General features: G+C 42.9%; 18 protein-coding genes. 11 read left to right on the top strand and 7 right to left on the bottom strand.

Translation table 11 applies throughout. The features are described from left to right. The first annotated feature begins 72 nt into the window (after window positions 1–72). The 8 genes from infB (at window position 73) to QK890_RS15095 (ending at window position 9,839) form a co-directional block, all read left to right on the top strand. Window positions 73–3,123 carry a translation initiation factor IF-2 gene (gene infB / locus QK890_RS15060; protein WP_005779343.1) on the top strand — a complete coding sequence of 1,017 codons (3,051 nt, stop codon included), beginning with the start codon at window positions 73–75 and terminating at the stop codon, window positions 3,121–3,123. 74 nt (window positions 3,124–3,197) lie between these two features. Then, entirely contained in the window at window positions 3,198–3,701 is a 504-nt protein-coding gene (locus tag QK890_RS15065; RefSeq protein ID WP_005812179.1) for a CvpA family protein, read from the top strand. A gap of 5 nt (window positions 3,702–3,706) precedes the next feature. Beyond that, window positions 3,707–5,161, top strand: coding sequence for a Fe-S cluster assembly protein SufB (gene sufB / locus QK890_RS15070; protein ID WP_005779339.1), 1,455 nt, complete (start codon window positions 3,707–3,709; stop codon window positions 5,159–5,161). Further along, window positions 5,161–5,907, top strand: a complete 747-nt coding sequence (locus QK890_RS15075; RefSeq protein WP_005812177.1) for a hypothetical protein — start codon at window positions 5,161–5,163, stop codon at window positions 5,905–5,907. Before sufB ends, QK890_RS15075 begins: the two co-directional genes overlap by 1 nt. A 23-nt stretch (window positions 5,908–5,930) precedes the next feature. After that, entirely contained in the window at window positions 5,931–6,683 is a 753-nt protein-coding gene (sufC, locus tag QK890_RS15080; RefSeq protein ID WP_005779335.1) for a Fe-S cluster assembly ATPase SufC, read from the top strand. Window positions 6,684–6,691: 8 nt separating this feature from the next. After that, window positions 6,692–8,035 (top strand): Fe-S cluster assembly protein SufD, encoded by a 1,344-nt coding sequence (sufD, locus tag QK890_RS15085; protein WP_032540444.1) that lies wholly within the window; start codon window positions 6,692–6,694, stop codon window positions 8,033–8,035. Between the two features lie 11 nt (window positions 8,036–8,046). After that, window positions 8,047–9,258: a cysteine desulfurase gene (locus QK890_RS15090; protein ID WP_032540442.1), complete on the top strand. Its 1,212-nt coding sequence runs from the start codon at window positions 8,047–8,049 to the stop codon at window positions 9,256–9,258. A gap of 260 nt (window positions 9,259–9,518) precedes the next feature. Then, window positions 9,519–9,839 (top strand): heavy metal-binding domain-containing protein, encoded by a 321-nt coding sequence (locus tag QK890_RS15095; RefSeq protein ID WP_005779329.1) that lies wholly within the window; start codon window positions 9,519–9,521, stop codon window positions 9,837–9,839. An 85-nt stretch (window positions 9,840–9,924) separates the two neighbouring features. Here QK890_RS15095 and QK890_RS15100 read toward each other — a convergent pair whose 3' ends face one another. The 6 genes from QK890_RS15100 to QK890_RS15125 form a co-directional block, all read right to left on the bottom strand. Then, entirely contained in the window at window positions 9,925–11,526 is a 1,602-nt protein-coding gene (locus tag QK890_RS15100) for an alpha-galactosidase (RefSeq protein ID WP_367627447.1), read from the bottom strand. A gap of 74 nt (window positions 11,527–11,600) precedes the next feature. Further along, window positions 11,601–13,445 carry a RagB/SusD family nutrient uptake outer membrane protein gene (locus tag QK890_RS15105; protein WP_005812170.1) on the bottom strand — a complete coding sequence of 615 codons (1,845 nt, stop codon included), beginning with the start codon at window positions 13,443–13,445 and terminating at the stop codon, window positions 11,601–11,603. Window positions 13,446–13,459: 14 nt separating this feature from the next. Continuing rightward, on the bottom strand, window positions 13,460–16,858 hold the full coding sequence (locus QK890_RS15110) for a SusC/RagA family TonB-linked outer membrane protein (protein WP_005779315.1): 3,399 nt from the start codon (window positions 16,856–16,858) through the stop codon (window positions 13,460–13,462). A 164-nt stretch (window positions 16,859–17,022) separates the two neighbouring features. Further along, on the bottom strand, window positions 17,023–18,171 hold the full coding sequence (locus QK890_RS15115; protein ID WP_032540410.1) for a FecR family protein: 1,149 nt from the start codon (window positions 18,169–18,171) through the stop codon (window positions 17,023–17,025). Between the two features lie 86 nt (window positions 18,172–18,257). After that, entirely contained in the window at window positions 18,258–18,800 is a 543-nt protein-coding gene (locus QK890_RS15120) for an RNA polymerase sigma-70 factor (RefSeq protein ID WP_005779311.1), read from the bottom strand. A gap of 234 nt (window positions 18,801–19,034) precedes the next feature. After that, on the bottom strand, window positions 19,035–21,194 hold the full coding sequence (locus tag QK890_RS15125; RefSeq protein ID WP_032540441.1) for an alpha-galactosidase: 2,160 nt from the start codon (window positions 21,192–21,194) through the stop codon (window positions 19,035–19,037). Window positions 21,195–21,435: 241 nt separating this feature from the next. On the opposite strand from QK890_RS15125, the gene QK890_RS15130 reads away from it, so the two are divergent. The 3 genes from QK890_RS15130 to QK890_RS15140 all read left to right on the top strand — a co-directional run bounded on the left by QK890_RS15130 (window position 21,436) and on the right by QK890_RS15140 (window position 25,502). Continuing rightward, on the top strand, window positions 21,436–21,990 hold the full coding sequence (locus tag QK890_RS15130; protein WP_149922694.1) for a hypothetical protein: 555 nt from the start codon (window positions 21,436–21,438) through the stop codon (window positions 21,988–21,990). Between the two features lie 121 nt (window positions 21,991–22,111). Further along, on the top strand, window positions 22,112–24,316 hold the full coding sequence (locus tag QK890_RS15135) for a sodium-translocating pyrophosphatase (RefSeq protein WP_005779303.1): 2,205 nt from the start codon (window positions 22,112–22,114) through the stop codon (window positions 24,314–24,316). A gap of 580 nt (window positions 24,317–24,896) precedes the next feature. Then, entirely contained in the window at window positions 24,897–25,502 is a 606-nt protein-coding gene (locus tag QK890_RS15140; protein WP_005779299.1) for a ribonuclease HII, read from the top strand. 11 nt (window positions 25,503–25,513) lie between these two features. Here QK890_RS15140 and QK890_RS15145 read toward each other — a convergent pair whose 3' ends face one another. Next, complete coding sequence (locus tag QK890_RS15145) at window positions 25,514–26,440, bottom strand: magnesium transporter CorA family protein (RefSeq protein ID WP_032542926.1); 927 nt, start codon at window positions 26,438–26,440, stop codon at window positions 25,514–25,516. Between the last annotated feature and the right edge of the window lie 175 nt (window positions 26,441–26,615).

Below are 26,615 nucleotides of genomic sequence, written 5' to 3' on the forward strand. Positions count from 1 at the left end.
ATAGGAATTGGCACATTGGCATATTGAACGATTATCAAATTATTCTTTCTCCATTATTCTTTAAATTAAAGTATGACGATAAGGTTAAACAAAGTTACAAGAGATTTAAATGTAGGAATCGCGACGGTAGTTGAGTTCTTGCAAAAGAAGGGGTATACCGTTGAGGCAAACCCGAATACGAAAATTACCGAGGAGCAGTATGCAATGCTCGTGAAAGAGTTCAGCACAGATAAGAACCTTAGACTTGAATCGGAACGTTTCATTCAGGAACGTCAAAACAAAGATCGCAACAAGGCATCTGTTTCTATCGATGGTTATGATAAAAAAGAGCCGGAGAAAACTGTTGCTGATGATGTGATTAAGACGGTCATTCCGGAGGATGTACGTCCGAAGTTTAAACCTGTCGGAAAAATAGATTTAGATAAACTGAACCGGAGAACTGAAAAAGAGCCGGTGAAAGAAGAACCGAAACCACAACCTGTAGTAGCTACTGAAGAAAAGAAGGTGGCGGAAGAGGTTAAGCCTGTTGTCAACGAAGTGAAAAAAGAAGAAGTCGCTACGGCTCCTGTTGCTTCGGAATCGAAACCGGTGAAAGAAGAACCGAAACCGGTGGTGGTTGAAAAGCCTGCAGAAACAGAGAAGAAAGTGGTTGAGGAAGTCAAGAAAGAAGAACCCAAAGTCGTGGTATCTCCAGAAAAAACAGAGAAGAAAGAAGAGAAACCGGTAGCAGAAGCACCGGCTACTCCAGTAGAGAAGGAAGAGGAGGGCGTATTTAAGATTCGTCCGACTGAGTTTGTATCTAAGATTAATGTTATCGGACAGATTGACCTGGCTGCATTGAATCAGTCGACTCGTCCGAAGAAAAAATCGAAAGAAGAAAAACGGAAAGAGCGTGAAGAAAAGGAAAAACTTCGTCAGGATCAGAAGAAACAGATGAAGGAAGCCATCATCAAGGAAATCCGTAAAGAAGATAATAAACAAGCTAAAGTAGCCGGTAAAGAAAATCTTGATCCCAACGGTAAGAAGAAACGTAACCGCATCAACAACAATAAAGAAAAAGTAGATGTGAACAACGTTGCTTCTAACTTTGCGCACCCCACTCCAAACAGTGAGCGTACCAATAATAACCGTGGAGGAAATCAGCAAGGTGGCGGCGGACAAAACAGAAACCGTAACAACAATAATAAAGATCGCTTTAAGAAGCCTGTAGTGAAGCAGGAAGTGAGCGAAGAAGATGTAGCAAAGCAGGTAAAAGAAACTTTGGCTCGTCTGACAAGTAAAGGTAAGAACAAAGGAGCCAAATATCGCAAGGAGAAACGTGATTTGGTATCGAACCGTATGCAGGAACTGGAAGATCAGGAGATGGCAGAAAGCAAGGTACTGAAATTGACAGAATTCGTGACTGCCAATGAATTGGCCAGTATGATGAATGTATCTGTTAATCAGGTTATCGGAACTTGTATGAGTATAGGTATGATGGTTTCTATCAACCAGCGTCTGGATGCGGAAACAATCAATCTTGTTGCTGAAGAATTCGGATTTAAGACCGAATATGTCAGTGCGGAGGTAGCTCAGGCCATTGTTGAAGAGGAAGATGCTCCGGAAGATCTGGAACACCGTGCTCCGATTGTTACAGTAATGGGTCACGTAGACCACGGTAAAACTTCATTGCTTGACTATATCCGTAAGGCAAATGTAATTGCGGGTGAAGCCGGAGGTATCACACAGCATATCGGTGCATATCACGTTACATTGGAGGACGGGCGTAAGATTACATTCCTTGATACTCCGGGACACGAAGCGTTTACTGCAATGCGTGCCCGTGGTGCGAAGGTAACGGATATCGCGATTATTATCGTAGCTGCCGATGATGATGTAATGCCTCAAACTAAGGAAGCTATCAATCATGCTGCGGCTGCGGGTGTTCCTATAGTATTTGCTATTAATAAGATTGATAAACCCCATGCTAATCCGGAGAAAATTAAAGAGACACTGGCTCAGATGAATTATCTCGTAGAAGAGTGGGGGGGTAAATACCAGTCGCAGGATATTTCGGCCAAGAAAGGTCTTGGAGTACCCGAACTGATGGAGAAAGTCCTTTTGGAGGCAGAAATGCTCGATTTGAAGGCAAATCCGAACCGCAATGCTACGGGTTCAATTATTGAATCAACTCTGGACAAGGGACGTGGATATGTTGCTACTGTATTGGTTTCCAATGGTACGCTGAAGGTAGGTGATATTGTGCTTGCCGGAACAAGTTATGGCCGTGTAAAGGCTATGTTCAATGAACGTAATCAACGCGTAACACAAGCTGGACCTTCGGAACCGGTATTGATTCTCGGTTTAAATGGGGCTCCTGCCGCAGGTGATACATTCCATGTGATTGAGACTGATCAAGAGGCCCGTGAAATTGCCAATAAGCGTGAACAATTGCAGCGTGAACAGGGATTGCGTACTCAGAAGCTGTTGACTCTCGATGAAGTGGGACGTCGTATTGCTTTGGGTAACTTCCAGGAACTGAACGTAATTGTGAAAGGTGATGTGGACGGCTCTATCGAAGCATTGAGTGATTCGTTGATCAAGTTGTCTACCGAACAGATTCAGGTTAATGTGATCCACAAGGCTGTAGGTCAGATTTCAGAATCGGATGTGACATTGGCAGCTGCTTCAGATGCTATTATCATTGGATTCCAGGTGCGTCCGTCAGCTTCAGCGCGCAAGTTTGCCGAGCAGGAAGGAGTAGATATACGTTTGTATTCTGTAATTTACGCTGCTATCGAAGAGGTGAAGGCTGCTATGGAAGGTATGCTTGCTCCGGAAGTGAAAGAGGTGGTGACTGCTACTATCGAAGTGCGTGAGGTATTCCACATTACTAAGGTGGGTACTGTGGCCGGTGCCGTTGTGAAAGAAGGCAAGGTGAAACGTTCGGATAAGGCTCGTCTGATCCGTGATGGTATCGTAATCTTCTCAGGTTCTATTAATGCCTTGAAGCGCTTTAAAGATGATGTGAAGGAAGTAGGTACAAACTTTGAATGTGGTATCAGCCTTGTCAACTACAACGATTTGAAGGTAGGGGATATGATTGAAACTTACGAAGAAGTAGAAGTGAAGCAAACTTTATAATTCTCACGAAACTGAAAATATACGGAGGCACAGAGTGATTACAACTCCGTGTCTCCGTTTTCGTTTTACATAGAATGACTACCATAGATATTATCATACTGATTGCCCTTGGAGCCGGTGTTATTATCGGATTTATGAAAGGCTTTATCCGGCAGCTTGCCTCCATACTTGGATTGATTGTGGGGTTGCTGGCAGCAAAAGCTTTGTATACTTCACTGGCTGTAAAGCTATGTCCTACAGTGACAGATTCCATGACTGTGGCACAGATATTAGCATTTGTCATTATTTGGATAGCTGTACCATTAATCTTTACGTTAGTGGCTTCAGTGTTGACAAAGGCGATGGAGGCAGTTTCGCTTGGCTGGCTGAATCGTTTGCTTGGAGCCGGACTTGGAGCCTTGAAATATCTTTTACTGGTGAGTCTGGTTGTCTGTGTCATTCAATTCATAGATACAGATAGCCAGTTGATTAGTCAAACAAAGAAGGAGGAATCCTTGTTATATTATCCTATGGAAAGGTTTGCGGGAATGTTCTTTCCCGCAGCAAAAGAGGTTACACAACAATATATACTCAAATAAAAATGATGCAACAAGAAGAACCCAATAAATATGTAAAAGAACTCACGCAGGAGAAGTACAAATATGGCTTCACTACGGAGGTACATACAGATATCATAGAGAAGGGACTCAATGAAGACGTAGTGCGGCTTATCTCGTCTAAAAAGAACGAGCCGGACTGGTTGTTGGAATTCCGTCTGAAAGCCTATCGTCATTGGCTGACACTGGAGATGCCTACCTGGGCACACTTGCGTATACCTGAGATTGACTATCAGGCCATTTCGTATTATGCCGACCCTACAAAGAAGAAAGAAGGTCCGAAGAGTATGGATGAAGTTGATCCGGAACTAATAAAGACATTCAATAAACTGGGTATTCCTTTGGAAGAGCAAATGGCACTGAGCGGTATGGCTGTGGATGCAGTGATGGATTCAGTATCTGTGAAAACGACCTTTAAGGAAACACTGATGGAGAAAGGTATTATCTTTTGCTCGTTCAGTGAAGCAGTGCGTGAACATCCCGACCTGGTGAAGAAGTATCTTGGATCTGTAGTAGGTTATCGGGATAACTTTTTTGCAGCATTAAATTCCGCGGTATTTTCAGACGGTTCTTTCGTTTATATTCCTAAAGGGGTACGTTGTCCGATGGAACTTTCCACATACTTCCGTATCAACGCAGCCAATACCGGGCAGTTCGAACGTACATTAATCGTAGCAGATGACGATAGCTATGTTTCCTATCTGGAAGGTTGTACCGCACCAATGCGGGACGAGAATCAATTACATGCCGCTATTGTCGAGATTGTGGTACACGATCGTGCAGAAGTAAAATACAGTACCGTTCAGAATTGGTATCCGGGTGATGCCGAAGGTAAAGGTGGAGTATACAATTTTGTGACGAAACGTGGTAATTGTAAAGGAGTAGATAGCAAACTCTCGTGGACTCAGGTTGAGACGGGATCAGCCATTACCTGGAAATACCCTTCTTGCATTCTCTCAGGTGATAATTCTACCGCTGAATTTTATTCGGTAGCAGTGACAAACAATTACCAACAGGCAGATACAGGAACTAAAATGATTCATTTAGGTAAGAATACCCGTAGTACGATTGTCAGTAAAGGTATATCTGCCGGAAAAAGTGAGAACTCTTACCGTGGGCTGGTTCGTGTAGCCGAAAAGGCGGATAATGCCCGTAATTATAGCCAGTGTGATTCATTGTTGCTGGGTGATAAGTGTGGTGCACATACTTTCCCCTACATGGATATCCATAACGAAACAGCAGTTGTTGAACATGAAGCAACTACCAGTAAGATTAGTGAAGATCAGATATTCTATTGTAATCAGCGTGGCATTTCCACTGAAGATGCCATTGGGCTGATTGTAAACGGCTATGCAAAGGAGGTACTTAATAAACTTCCGATGGAATTTGCTGTAGAAGCTCAGAAGTTGCTTACGATCTCTCTTGAAGGTAGTGTAGGATAATGGGGTGCAAACGAATTGGTTGGTTATTAATATTCCTGCTTTATGTAGGTATAGCGTTTGCACAGAATCTGGATGATCAGGAGAGAAGATGGGCAATCAGTGGCTCTTGGGGAGGAGACTGGCCGATAGTAACAAAGAACACACTTTCGGGAAAAGCTGTTTCTACAGGCCATATACATACTTTATTGCTGGAGTATTATATCCCTTATACCCGTTTCTCTTTGAAGGGCGGTTATACAGGTGAAGAGATAAAACTGAATCCCGGTATTTCTGCCTCACTGAGCAATTTGGAAGTGGGAGGGCGATACTATTTCCTGCCACAACGTTTTGTGATTCAGCCTTACGGGGGACTCTCCACAGCATGGAATCTGTCTCCACGTCGACAATACGGCATAACCAGTGGCAGTTACTACGATCCTTCAAGGCAGGAATTTCGTAAAGACTACGATTGCCGATATCAGGTAAAAGAACCGCTATTCACTATCTCTCCGGTGATAGGGGCCGATATATATTTTCTTTCGTGTCTTGCTTTCACCCTGGAGTATAATTTCCGGATGGGCATTGCCGGAAGAATGAATGGAGAAGTAGAGAAGACTAATTCCCGGGGGACCGGGATAGTGCGTAGTAGCGGGATGCGGCAGACATTAAGCGTAGGAGTGAAAGTGAATTTTCCTTTTACTATTACGCAGACAGACGGCAACTCCATACTGCAATTGTTGGACGAAGTTATTTTTGGAGAAGAATAGATAATGAAATAATTGATAAGATCATGTTAGAGATAAAAGACCTGCATGCCAGCATTAACGGCAAAGAGATATTGAAAGGCATCAACTTGACGGTGAATCCGGGCGAAGTACATGCCATTATGGGACCCAATGGTTCAGGTAAGAGTACGCTTTCTTCTGTTTTGGTAGGTAATCCTGCTTTTGAAGTGACGAAAGGGAGTATTACATTCTACGGTAAGAACCTTTTGGAATTAAGTCCTGAAGACCGTAGCCACGAAGGTATCTTCCTTAGTTTTCAGTATCCGGTAGAGATTCCGGGTGTGAGCATGGTTAACTTTATGCGTGCTGCTGTCAATGAACAGCGTAAATACAAAGGTTTGCCTGCTCTGACAGCCAGTGAGTTCCTGAAGCTGATGCGTGAAAAGCGTGCAGTAGTTGAGTTGGATAACAAATTGGCAAACCGCTCGGTAAATGAAGGCTTCTCGGGTGGAGAGAAAAAACGTAACGAGATTTTTCAGATGGCTATGCTCGAACCCCGTCTTAGCATTCTGGACGAGACGGACTCCGGACTCGATATCGATGCGCTTCGTATTGTAGCCGAAGGAGTAAACAAATTGAAGACACCCGATACCAGTTGTATTGTCATCACTCACTACCAGCGTTTGTTGGATTACATAAAGCCGGATATCGTACATGTGCTCTATAAGGGACGTATTGTGAAGACAGCAGGTCCGGAGCTCGCCCTTGAGCTGGAAGAAAAAGGATACGATTGGATTAAGAAGGAATTAGGAGAATGAGTGTGATTATGAATGTAGAACAGCAATACATAGATCTTTTTGCTCAGTGTGAAGCGATGATCTGTCGTCATAGTGCCGAGCCCATGAATGCTCCCCGGGCGGCAGCTTTTGCTGATTTCGAGCGTCAGGGATTTCCTATGCGGAAGCAGGAAAAGTACAAATACACGGATGTCAGTAAATTCTTTGAGCCGGATTACGGCTTGAACCTGAATCGTCTACCCATTCCGGTGAATCCTTATGAGGTGTTTAAATGCGATGTTCCGAATATGAGTACCTCATTGTTTTTTGTGGTGAACGATGCATTCTACAATCAGGCACTTCCTAAGTCCGGATTACCTGAGGGAGTTATTTTCGGCGGTCTGAGAGAAATGGCTGAGCAACATCCGGAACTTGTAAAAAAGTATTATGGTAAGTTGGCAGATACTTCGAAGGATGCAGTAACGGCCTTTAATACAGCTTTTACTCAAGACGGAGTACTGATGTATGTCCCGAAGAATGTGGTTGTTGATAAACCCATCCAGTTGGTTAATATACTTCGTGCAGATGTCAATTTCATGGTAAACCGACGTGTGCTGATTATCCTTGAAGAGGGAGCTCAGGCCCGTTTGCTGGTTTGTGATCATGCCATGGATAATGTGAACTTTCTGGCAACGCAAGTCATTGAAGTGTTTGCGGAAGAAAATTCTGTTTTCGATCTTTACGAACTGGAAGAGACCCATACCAGCACAGTGCGTTTCAGCAATCTATATGTGAAGCAGGGAGCGAATAGCAATGTACTGCTCAATGGGATGACACTTCACAACGGGACAACCCGTAATACGACAGAGGTTACCCTTGCCGGTGAAGGTGCCGAGATTAATCTTTGTGGCATGGCCATTGCCGATAAGAACCAACATGTGGACAATAATACTTCGATAGATCATGCTGTGCCGAATTGTACCAGTAATGAGTTATTCAAGTATGTACTTGATGATCAGTCAGTGGGTGCCTTTGCCGGATTGGTACTTGTACGTCCGGATGCACAACATACCAGTTCTCAGCAGACAAACCGTAACCTCTGTGCCACTCGTGATGCCCGTATGTATACTCAGCCACAATTGGAGATATATGCCGACGATGTAAAATGCTCCCATGGAGCTACAGTAGGTCAATTGGACGAAAATGCTCTCTTCTACATGCGTGCTCGTGGTATTGCAGAGAAGGAAGCCCGTTTGCTGTTGATGTTTGCTTTTGTCAACGAGGTGATTGATACCATTCGTTTGGAGGCATTGAAAGATCGCCTGCATTTGTTGGTTGAAAAACGTTTCCGTGGTGAACTGAATAAGTGCCAGGGGTGTTCTATTTGCAAATAATCAGTGATAAAATGAATATTCAGAAGATACGTGAAGACTTTCCCATACTCGGCCGTACGGTATATGGCAAGCCTTTGGTTTATTTAGATAACGGAGCGACTACTCAGAAGCCGCGCTTGGTGATTGACTCGATTGTAGATGAATATTACTCGGTCAATGCGAATGTACACCGTGGGGTTCATTTCCTGTCTCAACAGGCAACAGAACTGCATGAGGCCTCACGCGAGACTGTGCGTCAGTTCATTAATGCACGTAGTACTCGTGAAGTCATTTTCACTCGCGGCACTACAGAGAGCATTAATTTAATTGTTTCCAGTTTTGGTGAAGAGTTCATGCAAGAGGGGGATGAAGTGATTATTTCAGTGATGGAACACCATAGTAACATCGTACCTTGGCAGTTGCTGGCAGCCCATAAAGGGATTGCGATTAAAGTCATTCCGATGAATGATAAAGGTGAGCTGTTACTTGATGAATATGAAAAGCTTTTTTCTGAGCGTACTAAGATCGTCAGTGTAACTCAAGTATCCAATGTATTGGGAACAATCAATCCGGTAAAAGAGATGATTGCCACAGCACATGCCCATGGAGTACCTGTTATGATAGACGGTGCTCAGTCCATTCCTCATATGAAGGTGGATGTACAGGAACTGGATGCTGATTTTTTTGTTTTTTCGGGTCATAAGGTATATGGACCGACCGGAATCGGTGTCCTGTATGGAAAGGAAGATTGGCTTGAGCGTCTTCCGCCTTATCAGGGTGGGGGAGAGATGATTCAGTCCGTTTCTTTTGAGAAAACCGTTTTTGGTGAATTGCCTTTTAAGTTTGAGGCTGGAACTCCCGATTATATTGCTACTACCGGACTTGCCAAGGCTTTGGATTATGTCACAGGCATTGGTTTAGATCATATAGCTGACCACGAACATGAGCTTACCATCTATGCTATGCAGCGATTGAAAGAGATCCCGGGTATGCGTATCTTTGGTGAGGCTGCACATAAAAGTAGCGTAGTTTCTTTCTTGGTAGGTGACATACATCATCTGGATATGGGGACTCTGCTCGATCGGCTGGGTATTGCCGTTCGTACCGGTCATCATTGTGCAGAACCATTAATGCACCGTTTGGGTATTGAAGGTACAGTTCGTGCATCTTTTGCTATGTACAATACAAAAGAAGAAATTGATGACCTTGTAGCCGGCATCGAGCGGGTTAGTAAGATGTTCTAAGCCAGTGTGTGTATTCTGACAAATATTAAAGTGTCGTGAAAGTAATGGGTTTTCACGACACTTTTTTTATAATATCCGAGTGTTGAAATTATATTGATAAAAGGCGAGTCTTCGAGTATATCATTAGATGTTAAGTGGATAAAGTTTCATTTCCGAATGTAGCTTTTGAGAATATACAAATAATAAATAGCCGGTTCCTTGTAACTTTTCGCCTCTTTTTGCGTCTAATAATAATATAAACCTTATAAACGGAAAAGAATATGTTATTAGCAACCACTCCGATAATCGAAGGAAAACGAATAACCACTTATTATGGCATTGTGTCAGGAGAAACCATTATAGGTGCCAATGTTTTCCGTGACTTTTTTGCCAGTATTCGTGATATAGTAGGCGGACGTTCCGGTTCGTATGAGGAAGTGCTTCGTGAGGCAAAGGATACTGCTCTGAAAGAAATGTCTGAGCAGGCTCGCCAAATGGGTGCTAACGCTGTAATTGGCGTTGATTTGGATTATGAAACCGTTGGAGGAAGTGGCAGTATGCTGATGGTGACTGCAAGTGGAACAGCCGTATTTTTGGAATGATAGAGAAATCATAAAAGGTACGTTTAGAAATGCAGATGTTCCGAACTTTCAGAACATCTGCATTGATTATGTCTTCTACCTATTGTTAACGACTCTTACTAATTTCCATTTTATCAATATCGGGTGCCCATCCGTTAGAGTTATATAGGCGTATTGTATTATAACCCTTATGAAGTTTTACTTTGACAGTTGTTATTGCTGCTTGGTCCCATGCTCCGGAGCAAAGGCCGGATTGCTTGTATTCTGATTCATTGACAGCAATTTGTATATCACGTTTGTCTCCTGAAAAATAAGTTATCTTAAGTTGATACTCTCCTCCTTTACTCACATATACCTTTCTGAATTCAGCCCAGTTAGATGGTGAGTTCCCAAGTCTTTTCATTATATAATCTCCAGATGCTCCTGCTTTATATGCAAAATGAGCCATTTGTTTGTTGTCTGGTAAATACTCTTGCATGAAAGCATATTCAGCCTCATAACATATTCGGTCGTGGCGTTTACTACCTTCAAGTTTTATTAAGGCCGTTCCGTGTGCAGGAACTAAGGTTTCATAATATTCGGTGAATGTTCCTGTTTCTTGATGATTCCACAAGTCTCTGACTTGTACCTTGCCTGATAAATATAGTTTGTCGAAGTCAACTCTTATTTTTTTTATTACATTACTTCTATTATATAAAGCGACAGCGCGTAGCTTGCCTTCGCGTTTTTGAATAGTTTTTGATAGGATTAAATAGTCTTTTCCCCGTTCTATAACTTCAGCTTGCATCCCCAAGGAGTCTTGATTTAATGCGATTACCTCTTGATTGGTAATGATCGATAATGTTTTCTCTGGAATTGTCCGAAGATCGCATCCTATCATTAATGGAGAGGACATGATAGCCCATATTCCGAAATGGGTTTTTTCCTCGTCTTCACTGAGACCTCGTCCGACTTCAAGTATATCCATGTCATTATAATGTCCCAGACTTACGTAAGGTGACAGGTAGAGATTCTTTTCAATGATTTGGTCAATCGTCTTAAATCGAGGATTAATGTCAGTGTGGATACGCCAGGAACCTGCCAATCGGGTAGCCCAGGTACCAGGGAATTGCCATCGGCATATATTATATCGGACATCAGTTCGGCCTGTCCGGTTGATCGCTTTGTAAATGTCTGTATAGCGTTGTTGCTCACTTTGTCCGGTGGCTTCACCACCACACCAGTCAATTTTAATAAAATCATATCCCCAATCTTGGAAAAAGGTCTTACAGTCTATATCATCATGTTGCCAGAGTCCTACTCCAACGCCAAGTGTATCTGCATCATAGATAGAGCCGCAAGTATTACTACCTGCGTCCGAATATATACCTGCTTTTAATCCCTTAGAATGGATATAGTCAGCTAGTGCTTTCATTCCATTCGGGAATTTCTTTTTATTGGTAAACAGGTAACCATTTGAGTCCCGTCCTCCGAAATATCCGTCATCAATGTTCACATATTTGTATCCGGCATCCTTCAGACCGCGGGTAACCATAGCATCAGCTGTTTCTTGAATCAGTTTCTCGTTGATATGAACTCGGAATGTGTTCCATGAGCTCCATCCCATCATGGGAGTATTTGTGTTTTGTGCCGTGACAGTCGTGAAAAAACTTGCCCATAACAGAAGGCAACAGTAAGTAACTTTTTTTTTCTCATAAGGCGTTGTTATTATAAGATAAATAGCCTGTATATTCCTGTTAATTAGGTATATACAGGCTAATTTGTGTCATTCGGATGGATGAATTACCACCCAGGGTTTTGAACCAAATTCGAATTTACATTTAGATAGTCCTGTTTGATCGGACTCAGATATTGTTCGTCTCTGAAGATAAAAGGTTGAGCATCCAAACGTGCATTCTTATAGTATTCTTCATTAGTTGTACCGTAAGAGTTCAAGCCGATCATGCCATTCTCCATACCGCTCCATTCTTTCTGGGCGATTAGCCAGCGACGATAATCATATGACATATGTCCTTCGAACATTAGTTCTACTGTTCTTTCACGGTGTATTGCTTTGCGGAGTTTGTCACCGATTGGAAGCCCTTTGTATGAAACTTCTATGTTAGGAATACCAGCTCTCTGGCGAATCAGATTGAAGTACGTCAATGCATCTCCTTCCAGTGTACCATTGTATTCAAAGTAAGCTTCTGCATAATCCAAATACAATTCTCCTAAACGGATAATAGGAAAGGGAAAAGCTACTAAAGAGTTACTGGTACCACTTACGAATGTTTCAGGATGAGCCAGTTTTGCAATAGCATATGATCCGTATAACTGGTCACTTCCTGCATCGCGTGTTCCATTCTGTTCTTTGAAGCGCATTTTGAGATTGATTGTATCACCGTTGATTAAATAGTCGCCACGGTTAAAGCCAATAGACCCATAGAAACGAGGTTCACGATTGCGATGAATCTGAGCAACAGAATCGCCTTCGGCTACATTGAAACGGTGTGTATAATCAAATTCAGGATCTTCATCCATCGGGAGTCCGTTCTTAGTCAGATACATATCAGCGCTGAAAGCTGTTGCTCCTAAAGCCCCGTAAGGAGCTCCCGAAGAGGTGCTGATACCTTTGGGAATCACATGTGTCTGAATGGAGTTTCCGTCAGCCCATGTCTCTTTCCAGCCACTATACCCCCAAATCAGTTCTTTATTCCAGGCGTCGACCACAAGATTGCGTGCATTGGCGATGGCTTGGTTGAATGCTGGTAAATTACCTTTTTTGGTGTATTTATAAAGTTCCGCTCCGGCTTGATGTGCCATGTCGATAGCCTTTTTGCATTCGTCCATAGCTATTTTCCATTTATTTTTGTCATAGGCCAGGTTCATAAGCAACTGTCCGTCCTTGTTCTTGAAATTGTCATACATTTCTGCGTTTCCATTGAATTGTGGACTGGCGGCATACAAGTACATTCTTGCTTTTAGTGCTTGGGCAATCACTTTTGTAGCGCGGCCGTAATTAGAGGCTTTTACTGTCATGGGCAAATCGACAGAAGCATTGTCAAACATTTGTGCAATCCGATTTACACATTCATCATAGGGCACACGTGGCTTAAATAGCTCTTCTTTGGGAGCATTAAGTGGGATTGCCTCGTCAAGTATGACGATAGGTCCGTAGTTCTGTAATAACAGGTAGTGATAATAAGCTATTAGAAATTTCACTTCTCCTTTCCAAAGTACTTTCTTGGCTGCAAGGTCAGCTTCTGAAATTTGAGATGGCTTTACAGCATCAATATTATCCAGGAATGTATAGCATTGGCGGATACCGTTATATGAGCTTTGCCAAACGTCGATGACTGGGTCGGCCGAATTATACAATCCTTGCTGCATCTTCATAAAGGTGAACCATGTGGTAGTCCAGTGTGCTGATCCGACAGTTTCAGGAGTTGTACACCAACTGAAATTTTGGCGGAAGTTCAGATAATTGGGTATGAAAGAGTAGCATGCGAAAACAAAATTTTCAGCAGTCTGTTCGTTCTTAAACGCATCGGCTAAGATAGGAGTGTCATCTGGTACAATATCCAGATAATCACAAGAGTGCAAACTAGTTCCGATTAGTAAAGCTACGATTATATTTTTTAGTTTCATAATTATTTAGATTTTTAAAAAGTGAACTGTAAACCGATGGAACCCATGATTTGAGTCGGATATTTTAATCCGTTTGAGGTGTAGAGTTCCGGATCCCATAATTTAAATTTAGAGAATGTCAGTAGATTCTGACCACTGATATAAGCACGTAAGAATTTGTAAGAGTATCCTAATTCTACATTTTTAAGTCGAATATACGAACCGTCTCTCAACCAGTAAGTAGAGTTGGGATTGTTATTGTTGTTCTTTCCGTTTGTCAGTCTTGGATACATCGCTTCGGAGTTCGGATTTGCTTCTGTCCAACGATTGTCGGCCACAAACTGCATAACTCCGTAAGATTCTCCTCCAAAAGGATGGATGTCGCTTAACATGATACTTCTTTTGCCTACACCTTGGAAGAAGATAGAAGCATCCCATTTCTTATATTGGATACTGACTCCGAGACCATAGCTGATCTGAGGTAATTCTGGGTTTCCGATATAGGTTTGGTCATTTCCATCGATTTTTCCGTCATTATTGAGATCCGCATATTTGATATCTCCGGGTTGTACCACTCCCGTCAATATTTGTTTGGGACTGTTGTCAATTTCTTCTTGATCTTTGAAAAGCCCTAATGCAATGTAACCTTTATACTGGTTCAGTGGACGCCCTACTTGGGACATATATGAGAATTCATAATCTGGTTCATCAATTTCTACATATTGGTTTTTTGCGTAAGTGAAGGTACCTTTGGCTGAGATCATGAAATCTTTGTTGACAGCGTGATTGTAGTCCAATGACATATCAACACCTTGGTTACGTACTTTTCCTAAATTACCATAAGGACGGAGATCTCCGGTTATACCACTTTCCGCAGGGATTGTATTACGTCTAAGGAAGATATCTTTGCGGTCTTCTCTAAAAAAATCTACGTTGAGGCTTAATTTGTTGAATAACCCCAGATCGAATCCAACATTATATTTCTTTCCGATTTCCCATGTCACTTTTTCTGCTCCGTAAGTAGTAATAGTAGCTCCATTCGAAGACGTTTGCCATTGGTCACCAAATACGAATCCGGCTCCACTCAAGTCTACTTTCGTGAGGTATGGGAAACGGTTGGAACCAATATCTGCATTACCTACCAATCCATAAGAAGCACGAATTTTTAAGTTGGAAATGACTTTAGTCAATGGTTCAAAGAATTGTTCGTTAGAAATAAGATATCCGACAGCAAGTGAGGGGAAGAATCCGTAACGGCTCCCTTTTTCGAAGTTTTCACTACCGTTGTATCCGAAATTGAACTCAGCCAGGTAACGTCCGTCGTAAGCGTAGGTTAAGCGACCCGCTAAACCTTGATTGCGTTTTGGCAATGTATTGTAATAGTTGTTGTCTGGATTGTTTAGGTTGTATTCACGTTGAAGATACACTAACATTGCTCCGACGTCATGTTTATCATCAAATGTATGTTGATAATTTAATGTAGCCTGTAGGTTCATTAAACGATCTCCTGTGGTTGATGTAGATGTTTCAAGTGCCGTACGCCCTTTACTGATAGAATTATAATCATAGATATAACTTCCGTCTTCTTGCTGCTGAGGATTCTGCAATTCGTAGAAGTAGGGTGAGAAGGAGCGATTTACAGTGGTCTTTGACCAGTTCTTAAAAGATACCAGTGCTTTGAAATTCAATCCTTTAGTTATGAAATCAAGCTTTTGCTCCAGTTCGAAAGCGGTATTAATGCTGTATGCGCTTTGTTTAGAACTTCCTTGAACCATACTTGCATAAGGGTTACGATAAATACTGAATCCTCCGGCTCCGATAGGACCGCCTGATTTATTTCCAAATATGGTATGGTCTTCATTGTTAATATTAGGATATACAGGTGCAAAATACATGGAAGGTGCTTCCATTACATACTTATACAGGTCGTCCATACTTGTTGACGGACCATTATAGTTGACAATCTGTGAGTTTATTCTCACATTTACTTTAGTGCTTGAAGTTAGCCATGCTCCTACATTGCTTTGGAATGAGTAGCGAAGATTCTGTATGTTATTGTCGAATGTGTTATTAGGATCTTTTTTCAGCATACCGTTATCGTTATTGATAGAAGCGCTGATGAAATAATCTACTTTCTTTGTACCACCCATTACATTCAGATTGGCCGATTGGTTCATAGAATAATCTTTGAACATATAGTCGAACCAGTCAACGTTGGGATATACATATTGATTTCTGTTTTCAAGTGTTCCTTGTATCTTATCAGCGGAGAAAGCAGGTGTCCCATCCGGGTTACGTGTCAGGATGGCCTCATTTCTCAGTTGCATAGCTGTCACAGCATCGGCTAACTTGAGTGTACGTGTCGGTGCAGTGAATGTATTATCGATGCGTACATTGATACGTGCTCTTTCGAGGTCTTTACCGGATCGGGTAGTGATCAGAATTACGCCATTGGCACCACGGGCACCGTAAAGGGCTGTAGCCGAAGCATCTTTTAGTATCGAGAAGTTTTCGATAGCTTCAGAAGGAATAGCATTCATGTCGCCTGCTGAAACTTCTACACCGTCGATAAAAATCAACGGATCAGTTGTTCCACTGAAAGTTGCGGCACCACGTATCCAGAAGTTTGCTCCGTCTGCACCCGGTTCACCCGTGCGCTGCATGGAAATGACACCTGCGATACGTCCGGCGAATGATGTACTAAGGTTACTGGAGGGTACTCGAAGCTCTGCTGGTTTGATGGATTGTACGGCACCTACTACACTGGCTTTCTTCTGTGTACCGAAGCCCACCACTACTACTTCTTCTAATGCCTGTGCATCGGGAGTTAGTTTGAAAACAACTATTTTTTTCCCTTTTAGCTGAATTTCAACGGGAGTATATCCGATAAAAGAGGCAATCAAAGTGCTGTTTTCGGGAGCCATCAGTGTAAAGTTTCCTTCAATGTTGGTTACAGCTCCCAGCGAGTTATTGCCTTTTATTGTAACATTGGCTCCCGGAACTCCTTCACCGTTTTCATCAAGAACCTGGCCAGTGATTTTTGTTTTTTTTTCCTGTTGCGGTGTTTCGGTCGGTGCCTTTGTGATTGTAATCTGCCGATCGTTGATGGTATACTTCAATCCGACCTCCTTTGACAGGATATTCAAAATAGATTCTACGTTCTGCTTATCTATCGAAACCGATACTTTCTTTTGTAGTATCGGTAATAGGTCCTTGGAGTACAAAACGACAAATTCACTGTTCTTTTCGACGTATTCCAGCACTTCTTTTACAGTTTTATCGGCTGCGTGGAGTGTGAAAACAGTTTGTTGAGCATAAGTCTTTGCTGCATGAACCGGAGTAGTGATACTCGGTATAAGTAAAAAAATACTAATTAATAAAAAAAAGGACGTAATCCTCCCTGCCTTATGACAAGGAATTGCTTTCTTTTTCATACATTTACATTGATTTTAGTTAATCATTAAAGTTTGTGATTTAATAAAAAGTCATTAGAGTCGGATAATATGGGCGTATTATCCGATTTTCTTTTTTTATCTGTTTTCTTTCTACATAATGGTGTGTTTTTTTAAGGTTAAACATTGGTTACTTAAAACTTGTATTATTCTATATAGATTACATTGTTTTTCATTGTATATTCAGCAGGTAAAATAGACAGAATCGACTTCATTACCTGATTTAAATCATCATTTAAATAGAGCTTACCAAACATTTGCTCGTTTTCTACAGCAGCATCGCATCGGATATTCTGACCATAATAATCTTGTAACCGTTGCAAAACTTGCTTTAGACTTTCTCCTTGTAGAGTCCATATTCCGTCAATCCAGCTGATATAATCACGGGCATCTACTTTCGCTTTACCTGTTATGCCTGCCTGGCTGAGTTCTACCTTTTCATTAGGCGCCATCTTGATATGGCGGTTCTGCTGATCTTTCACATTTACCGAACCTTCTACCAGTACAACAGTAGCCTTTTCTTGACCTTTATAGGCTGATATGTTGAAAGATGTGCCCAATACGCTTACCTCAAATCCGGAGGTATTCACAATAAAAGGTTTCGAAGCATCATGGGTTACTTTCAGATATACTTCTCCTTCCACATAAATTTCTCTGTACTTTCCTTCAAATGTACGAGGGTAAATGACTTTACTTCCGGAGTTAATCCATATCTTGCTGTTATCGGCCAAAACAATTTGTGAACGTTTGCCCTTAGGGACGATAATCTGGTTGTATGCCTCTTTGCTGTCATCCTCTGTAAGTTTATTGGAGTTGACTTGTACTTGTCCGGTAGCAGAATAAGTGACTTGGGCATTATTATCCAATTCTATTTTCTTCTGGTCCGAAACAACCAGTGTAACCTCTTTTATATCTTGAGGTATTTCTGTTTGCAGGCTTTGCGCTATCTTATTTAAGTCGTGCCTTTCTTCATCATTCATCAAAAGAAAGCAAGTAATCCCTATTAACATAGCTACAGATGCAGCTGCCAATGAATACCTCATGATGCTGAACCATTGTATGGACTTGCCGCTTTTCTTGATGTGGCTGACAGATGTACTGTCGGCATTTATTTTGTTTTGTACCTTTTCCCATATATCCGTTTCCTCTGTTTCTGGGGGAAAACATTGGTTCCAAAGAAAGTCGAGTTTATCATATTCGGCTTGTTCCTCCGGAGATGCGAATGATTTCTTTTCCGGATGATCACCATCCTTATTCAGGAAGGAAGCAAATAATTTAAACTTATTCTTTCTCATTACTTTAATAGGGTTACATAAATAAAGACGCAACTTCTTTAAGAATCTCCTATTCCAATTCTATTTTTTTTAAATTATTTTCTGATTTATTTTTTCAAGCCGCTCGAGATGATCTCTAATGCTTTGGCAACGTGTGCATTAATGGTCTTTACAGAGATATTCAGCATATCGGCTATTTCTTTATAGGGTAGGCGTTCTATCTTGGCAAGAGCGAAGACTACCTTGCATTTGGGAGGAAGTGTTTGAATGAGGCTGTTGATTTGGGCTATCTCTTCCTTGCTGATCATCTGTTCGTCGGGAGTTTGCAGATTTCCGATTATCTGGAAGCTGTCTATTTCTTCCCAGGAGGTTATTTCATTTGAATTTTCCGCTTTTCGCAGATACGAGATGGCTTTGTTGTGAGTTAAAGTAAGCAACCAGGCTTTTATATTCTTGATCTCTTCTATTTCTTCCCGGTGCCTCCATACATCCAGAAAGACATCGCTGACTACTTCTTCGGCAGTTTCTTTGGTTCGTACGAAACACTGTGCATAGTAGAACAAGTCTTTCGAGTAGCTATTCACAAAATGACGGAAAGAAGCTTCTTCTCCTTTCTTTATCTTGCTGATATATTCGATGTCGTTGTTCATATATAGAGTAATGGTTGCTATATGTGTGCTGCAAAAATATAAAATATAAACTTCTTTTCTTAATATTTATTACATTCTTTCGTTCTTCAATTTAATAATATGTGGTATTTAAAGGTTGGATTAACTTTTCCTGCTTTTATTTGCATGCTTTGTGTTAACCATAAATGAAAGGCGGGATACTGTCAAAGTGCCCCGCCTTTTGCATCTGTGTTTTGTGGGTTGATAGTAATAAGTTTATTCTGCCATCAGTTCTATTACCCGGCTATGGGTCTGTGAAGTAGTAAATGCATTCAATCCTATTTTCATCAGATAGTCACCGGAGAAAGTTTTTTCGTTACCCGGCAGATTCGATTTCCGGCCCGGCATTAGATTAATTTCTTTCACCCGGTACATTTTTCCGGCATCAAGTCCCTGGAGCTTAATCGGGAGCAGTTTCTCGCCAAAGCGGGGATGGATATCATATGCGAAGAGAACAGCTTTCGAAGCATCCGGTGCGGCATACATAATCGCCATGTGATTGCTTTCATATGGAGAGATGAGGCGGTATTGATCACCATCCAGTATGACAGGCTTCAGGCGCTTATAATTTGCCACGGCTTCCTGGCAATAAGTCAGTTCGTCCGCTTTCATATCTTTCAGGCCGATGTCGAATCCCAATTTACACATGCTGGCAACATCGGTACGGAACTTTACACTCGTCCTGCTGTTCCAACTTGTAACATGGGCACACATGGCTTTGGAAGGGAAGAATTGTGAAAAACCCCACTGGATGAACAAACGCTCTATCGGATCGGTATTGTCCGAACACCAAAACTCTGTGAAGTATTTCAGTGCTTCGTAGTCGCAACGTGCACCACCGCCGGAACATAGCATCATCGGAACATTGGGGTATTTTTCTTTGACCCGTTTCAATACATTATATATGCCGCGTACATGATTGATATAGAGTTGTCCTTGTTTGTCTTTCAGATAGGGAGAATAGATATTGGTGATGGGGCTATTGCAATCCCACTTAAAGAAAGCTACATCAGGGTTTTCCGTCATAATCTTATCGACTACGCCGAATACGAAATCCTGTACTTTGGGGTTGCTCAGGTCGAGTACCAATTGATTGCGGTAATAATAAGTTTCACGGTTCGGATAATGGATTGCCCAGTCGGGATGTGCTTCGAACAGATCACTTTGAGGATTCACCATCTCCGGTTCTATCCAGATACCGAATTTGACACCGGCTTCTTTCGCTTTCTCTACTAATGCAGGGATACCTCCGGGAAGTTTGCTTTTCATTGCTTCCCAATCGCCCAGGCCGGCATGATCGTCGTTGCGTGGATGTTTATTCCCAAACCAGCCATCGTCGAGCAGAAACATATCTACACCCAGATGTTTGGCTTCTTTCATCAATTTACCCAATAACTCTTCATCGAAAGTGAAATAAGTGTTCTCCCAATTATTGAGGAGAGTCATCCGGTCTCCCTGGCCATCTTTCAGTTGGTAGTTGCGTGCCCAGTTGTGTAAATTGCGGCTGGCTTCTCCCGTACCGTTGTTACTCAGGGTAAAGATAAATTCCGGGGTAGTGAATATCTCGTTTGCTTTTAATTGATAATCCGAAGCATACGGGTTGATGGCAGGGATTACCCGCAAGTTCCCCTCGTTGTCTACCTCAAAAGTAAACTGGAAGTTGCCTGTCCAGCCAATGGTACCCAACATTACTTGTCCCTGATGTTCTTGTGCAGGCTGTTCCAGTCCGAGTTCGAAGAAAGGTTGCATGTGCATGGCTGCGCGGCTTCCTAATTTTGTATCGAGAATTTTTTTGCCCGGTTGCAGCTGTTGTGTACTCATCTGTACCTCTTTGGCCCAGTCACTGCTGAATTCGGTGAGATAATATTTTTGGTTTGCGAAATAAAGCATCGTTGAAGCATAACGCCATAGAGTGACCGGTTTCTTCTGTTGATGCGTGATCTCACTCCATGTCTTGATTACATTTTGTTTAGGATAAGATACATAGTGCAACGTCACATCTACCGGATACTGGTCGTCTTTCATCCGGATGATGGTCTCTGTCCCGCCTTCTACTGTTTTCTGTTCCGAGGACACATAACGCAGGATGGTACTGGGGTTACCGTCGTTGTTTGTAATGGCTACAGCCGGTTCGAAATAGTCTTCCCCACCGGATCCCGGATATACTTCCCATCCGCGGGATCGCCCTGAAAGGTGGCTCAGGTCCCGGTCATTTAATAGTTTGTCACCCAGATAAGCCTGATATAGGCGTCCGTTCGGGGCGACCTCTAAAATAAGGTCTGTCCGTTCTGTCGAGATGCGAATCTGCTTCGATTCTTGTGCACTTACATGGAGGCAGGCTGTAAGAACCAATAGTGTTGCAAGTAATTTTTTCATGGTATTATTATTGATGTTATAAAATATGCATTGTGCATGCAAAGTAAAGGAAACTTCGCTATATTCACAAATGAAACGAAAGGAAACAAACGGGAATCCATACTTCTGTTTGTTAAGTGGTTTTCCGGCAAGTAGTGCAACTTTCAGGGCAGATTCCTTTATTGCGGGAATTATCGTTCCGCTACTTTGTTTTTGCATAACATAAAATTGTGTAATTTTGGAGAGCTAAAAATAAAGGAGGATGAAAACAAGTCTGAAACTAATTCCGGGAGCTATGCTTGTGCTTCTTTTTCTGATTACCGCCTGCAATCTCTACAGGCGACCGATTCCCGATGAGATGATAGGAGAGCATAGGATTCACCGTGCTGACGGCTTCATGACCCAGGACTATCGTTTAGCGATTAATCCGGTCAATGATTCGGTATATGATATTAAGTTGTGGGAGAAGAAGAGCTCCTCAAGAAAGCCGGAGCAGATATATTATGATGGATTACGTTTCCATTACCGGGATACTGTGCATATTTCCACGAAACGCGTCACGAGCGGTACGGAAACTTATCGGGTAAATAAAAGACGGGTAACACGAGATAAGAATCCTCGTACGTGGTACACTATTCGGCTGAGCAGTGGCGGATTTGTAATGTCTGATTCATTGATAGAGCGGCAAGGCGTTTCCGACGAGCAACATCGGAAGTGGCTTTACAAACAGTATGGCAAATTGACTTTCCGCGAAGGGAAAATTGTTTTTCTGAACAGTCGTTGTCCGGCGTTTTATTTAAAGAAGCAGGATAGATGAAGCGTTTTGTATCTGCTCCCATTTTTCGGGGCTGGAAGAAGCAAAAGGCAAAAATATTTGGTTATCTCGTTTAGATTCAATACTTTTAGGCTTTCGTTAAACCTTTAAATATTGTACGTCTATGGATAGCATCCTTTTCTGGCTTGTTCCGCTTGCCTCTGTTCTGGCTCTCTGTTTTGCGCTCTATTTTCATAAGCAAATGATGAAAGAGAGCGAAGGTACTCCGCAAATGATTAAGATTGCCGCTGCTGTACGTCGGGGCGCTATGTCTTATCTGAAGCAACAGTATAAGATTGTTGGCTGGGTCTTTCTGGGACTCGTGATTCTGTTCTCTGTAATGGCTTATGGTTTTCAGGTACAGAATGCCTGGGTACCGATAGCTTTTCTGACCGGGGGCTTTTTCTCCGGACTTTCGGGTTTTCTGGGAATGAAAACTGCCACTTATGCTTCGGCACGTACTGCTAACGCTGCGCGTACGTCACTGAATGCCGGACTTAGGATTGCCTTCCGAAGTGGGGCTGTGATGGGACTGGTGGTAGTAGGGTTGGGGTTGCTCGACATCTCTTTCTGGTATTTGTTGCTTAACTGGGCGATTCCCGCTGATGCACTGACACCTACCCATAAACTCTGTATCATTACCACTACGATGCTCACTTTCGGTATGGGTGCCAGTACACAGGCGCTCTTTGCCCGTGTAGGCGGGGGAATTTATACAAAGGCCGCTGATGTGGGAGCCGATCTTGTAGGTAAAGTTGAGGCCGGCATTCCGGAAGACGATCCGCGTAATCCTGCTACCATTGCCGATAATGTAGGTGATAATGTAGGCGATGTGGCAGGTATGGGTGCCGACTTGTATGAATCTTATTGTGGTTCTATTCTGGCAACGGCTGCTTTGGGTGCTGCCGCCTTTATTCATACGGGTGATACGGTGATGCAGTTTAAAGCTGTGATTGCCCCGATGCTGATTGCTGCTATCGGTATCATTCTTTCCATTATCGGTATTTTCTCTGTCCGCACCAAGGAGAATGCCACCATGAAGGATCTGCTTGGTTCGTTGGCTTGGGGAACAAATCTGAGCTCGGCTTTGATTGTAGTGGCTACTTTTTTCATCCTATGGCTCTTGCGACTGGACAACTGGATGTGGATTTCGTGTGCGGTAGTTGTAGGGCTGGTTGTGGGTATTGTCATCGGTCGTTCGACGGAATATTATACTTCTCAATCCTATCGTCCTACTCAGAAGTTGAGTGAAAGCGGTAAAACCGGCCCCGCCACAGTTATTATTTCAGGTATCGGACTTGGTATGTTATCTACGGCTATTCCGGTGGTTGCGGTGGTGATCGGCATCATTGCCTCCTATTTGCTGGCTTCCGGTTTCGACTTCGACAATGTAGGAATGGGGCTTTATGGCATCGGTATCGCTGCTGTCGGTATGCTTTCTACATTGGGTATCACGCTTGCTACGGATGCTTATGGCCCGATAGCAGATAATGCCGGTGGCAATGCAGAAATGTCCGCTTTGGGTAAAGAGGTCCGTAAACGTACCGATGCGCTCGATTCGCTGGGAAATACAACGGCGGCTACCGGAAAAGGGTTTGCCATTGGTTCGGCAGCTCTGACAGGATTGGCATTGCTGGCATCTTATATCGAGGAGATCCGTATCGGACTGACCCGTTTGGGTAATCTGGAACTGACCTTCCCGAATGGAGATACCATTACTACGGCTAATGCCACATTTGTAGACTTCATGAATTACTATGAAGTAAACCTGATGAATCCGAAAGTACTTTCCGGTATGTTCCTCGGTTCGATGATGGCATTCCTGTTTTGTGGACTGACTATGAATGCAGTCGGTCGTGCGGCCGGACACATGGTAGATGAAGTACGACGTCAGTTCCGCGAGATGAAAGGTATCCTGACCGGAGAGACCGAACCGGATTACGAGCGTTGCGTCGCTATCTCTACGAAAGGGGCACAACGTGAAATGGTGGTTCCTTCTCTGATTGCCATCGTTGCGCCGATTCTTACCGGGCTGATATTTGGTGTCCCCGGTGTATTAGGCTTGCTGATTGGCGGATTGAGCAGTGGGTTTGTACTTGCCATTTTCATGGCCAATGCCGGCGGAGCATGGGATAATGCGAAGAAATATGTGGAAGAAGGGAACTTTGGCGGTAAAGGCAGCGAGGTACACAAAGCTACAGTGGTGGGTGATACTGTCGGTGATCCGTTTAAAGATACGTCCGGTCCGAGCCTGAATATCCTGATTAAACTGATGAGCATGGTTGCTATCGTCATGGCGGGATTGACTGTTGCCTGGAGCCTGTTCTGAGTTCTAAAAAAGACCGTTTTATCCTTCTCCTACAGAAAATGTGTTTCGATCTTCCATCTTCCACCTTTTAATGACCAATTGCTTGTATTATTGTGTGTTAACAAGGTGGAAGATGCGTTTTTAAGGCCGTTTATCTTCCACCTCTATCTTCCATCTTCCACCCTCTTTCAGGGAGGTTGGTTTAATGTTAAATATCTGGGAGTTAGATAGATGAAACTGCTTTTCTATGGATAAATGTCAGTAATAGCATTTTGCTTTCCTTCATACCTTTAGCGATTATGGTTTGAAGTTTATCCCGGCCCTTGTACCCGGGCTGGTGAGCCCGCATACCTGTGCCCATGGGCCCGCATACCCGGGCTTATGAGCCCGGGTATGCGGGCCGGGATAAAGTTATGGTAACAGATGCTTGTTCTCTTATTCTTAATGTGTTATAGATGCTATGACGGATGCTTGCTTTCTTCTTAATCTTTTTGCAGAAAAGGTAGATACTCCTATTCCGGATAGTAAGATGAGATTCGGTTTGTTCTGTTGTTCATTTCCGTTTAATTGATTACATTTGCCATGTTAAATAAAAGAAACGATGCTCTTACCCTGGTTAAACGAAGAACTGATAGAAGCCGGTTGTGATGAAGCCGGACGTGGTTGTCTGGCGGGTGCGGTTTATGCCGCTGCTGTGATCCTGCCCAAAGATTTTGAGAACGAGTTGTTGAATGACTCCAAGCAGTTGTCCGAGAAACAACGTTATGCTTTGCGCGAAGTGATTGAACGGGAAGCCATCGCTTGGGCAGTCGGCATTGTTTCACCCGAAGAGATTGATAAGATAAACATCCTGAATGCTTCGTTTCTTGCCATGCACCGGGCAGTAGATGGGCTAAAAACCCGTCCTCAGCATCTGCTGATCGATGGAAACCGTTTCAGGAAATATCCCGATATTCCCCACACCACCGTCGTAAAGGGAGACGGCAAGTATCTTTCGATAGCTGCCGCCTCTATTCTTGCAAAAACGTATCGTGACGACTATATGAATGGGCTGCATCAGGAATTTCCATGTTACGGCTGGGACCATAACAAGGGGTATCCGACGAAAAAACACCGTGCGGCTATTGCCGAAAACGGTGTTACTCCTTATCATCGTATGACCTTCAACCTGTTAGGCGATGGACAGCTGGAGTTGTTTCCTAAATAGACAATCTTTTATCAGAACCACTTTATTTTCCTGAAGATAACAAAAGAAAGAGTCGACAGGAGTACGGATATCAGAATAATCAGCATGAAGGCATGAGGCATCTCTTCCAGGTGTATATCCACATTCATGCCATAAAAACTGGCTATTAACGTGGGGATCATCAATGTGATGGAAAGGCTTGTCATGCGTTTCATGATGGCGTTCACATTGTTTGAAATGATAGACGCAAAGGCATCCATCGTCCCTGTGAGAATATCGCTGTAAATGTTGACCGTATTGAACGCCTGCTTCAGTTCAATGATAACGTCTTCCACCAACTCTTCATCCAGAAAGTCGGTATCTTGAAAGATGGTTTTCAGTTTACCGATCATCACTTCGTTGCCGCGGATGGAGGTGTTGAAGTAGACCAGTGTCTTCTGCAACTTCATTAAGCGTAGCAAATCTTCGTTACGGATGCTGCGTTCCAATTCCTTCTCGGCAGCGGTGATGTCAATATTTATCTGTTTCAGGTACTTCAGGAACCAGACTGCCGAGGAATAAATCAGGCGGAAAATCAGATCGAGTTTGTTGCGCACTTCGATTCCTTTCCGGCGGGTATGCTCGATGAAATCCGGAATCATATCCGTCTGATGGTAACATACCGAAACAATGATTTCATTGTTGGTGATGATGCCGATGGGGACGGTGATGTAGGGGAGGCTGCTTTGAGTGTTCTGTACCGGTATGCGCAGAATGGTCAGCAGCCAGTTACCTTCGGTTTCCGTTCGCGGGCGTTCATCGGTATCGGCTATATCGTTTAAAAAAGATTCAGGGACTTTCAGCGTTTCGGTCAGGAATTTAAAATCACTGCTGTCCGGGCACACTACGTTGACCCAGCTGTTCGGAAGCCATTGTGCTTTTTCCACAAAGCCGGCTTCACAATAAAGATATGTTCTCATCTTAATTGCCTCCTTTCGTTTGTTGATGTCCGAGCAGAGGCATTACCGCAGAATGACTCTGTTCGTGTTAGTTAATACTGTTGCACGTTCGCGGGTTTGAATCGTCCATATTCTGTTTTTTATTTTTAAAGCGGCGCAAAAGTAAGGAAATCATTTCAAATCCACCGCATTTTTT

This window comes from Bacteroides sp. NGMCC 1.200775, from assembly GCF_040798045.1.
Taxonomy (GTDB): Bacteria; Bacteroidota; Bacteroidia; order Bacteroidales; family Bacteroidaceae; genus Bacteroides; species Bacteroides hominis.